Here is an 889-nt window from a genome sequence, read left to right as displayed (position 1 = left end):
TATAGTCAAACTGTTAAAAATATAAGACAATAGATGGATGAGTTATTCAGAACATTTTAGACGAAAAGTTTTAGCTAAGCTTGAGGAAGGAAATTCTATTCGAGCCGTTGCCACTCAATTTGAAATTGATAAGAATACAATTTTAAGTTGGAAAAAATGTATAGAGATCAAAAGAACTCGACCACGTAAACCATCAAAAATAGATGATGACGCTCTGCGAGCAGATGTTGAACAATATCCCGACGATTATCAATATGAACGTGCAGTACGTTTTGGCTGTGGCGTTTCTTCTATTGGTGATGCATTAAGACGCCTAGGGATTACTGTTAAAAAAAGACCTTACGTCATCCGCAAGCAAAACCTGAAATCAGAGAACAATACTTAAAGAATTTGGATCAATTAAAGCGTAAGCATCCTATCGTTTATCTGGATGAAAGTGGCTTTAAATCACACGAACAACGACCTTATGGTTACTCTAAACGAGGAACCCCTTGTTATGGATCATATAATTGGCAGTTAAAGAATCAAACCAATGCAATTGGTGCGATATATCAAGGTCACTTATTTGGAGTTGGGCTATTTGATTGCAAAGTGAATTCAGATGTATTTCATTTTTGGGTTAAGGAATTTCTTATCCCAGAATTGCCGAAACAAAGTATTGTTGTGATGGATAATGCGACATTTCATAAAAGGGCAGATACTCAGAAACTATTAGAACAACATGGGCATCATATATTATGGTTACCACCATACAGCCCTGATTTAAATCCTATAGAAAAGATGTGGGCGTGGGTGAAGAAGAAAAGGAAAGAATGGTTAGTAGATTCTATCGATATATTGTTCAAATTATTTTTTCAAATATGTATGAATAATTAGGCGGTTCTACTAT

Annotated in this window: 2 protein-coding genes; both read left to right on the top strand. The window is 35.1% G+C overall.

Annotated features, from left to right (window positions below):
• The first annotated feature begins 37 nt into the window (after positions 1 to 37).
• A complete protein-coding gene (locus GGG_RS0118955; RefSeq protein WP_010118040.1) occupies positions 38 to 385 on the top strand; it encodes an IS630 transposase-related protein in 348 nt (115 codons plus the stop codon).
• Between the two features lie 5 nt (positions 386 to 390).
• On the top strand, positions 391 to 876 hold the full coding sequence (locus tag GGG_RS0118950; protein WP_010118038.1) for an IS630 family transposase: 486 nt from the start codon (positions 391 to 393) through the stop codon (positions 874 to 876).
• Positions 877 to 889: the final 13 nt, after the last annotated feature.

Origin of the sequence: Acinetobacter sp. P8-3-8, assembly GCF_000214135.1 — a bacterium.
In the GTDB taxonomy this organism is placed as follows: Bacteria; Pseudomonadota; Gammaproteobacteria; order Pseudomonadales; family Moraxellaceae; genus Acinetobacter.
Note: the sequence above shows the minus strand (reverse complement) of the source record. Positions and strands in the feature narration are given on the sequence as shown.

Coding starts and splice junctions, on each gene's coding strand:
- GGG_RS0118955 (WP_010118040.1), top strand. CDS start 38: ATGAGTTATTCAGAACATTTTAGACGAAAAGTTTTAGCTAAGCTTGAG.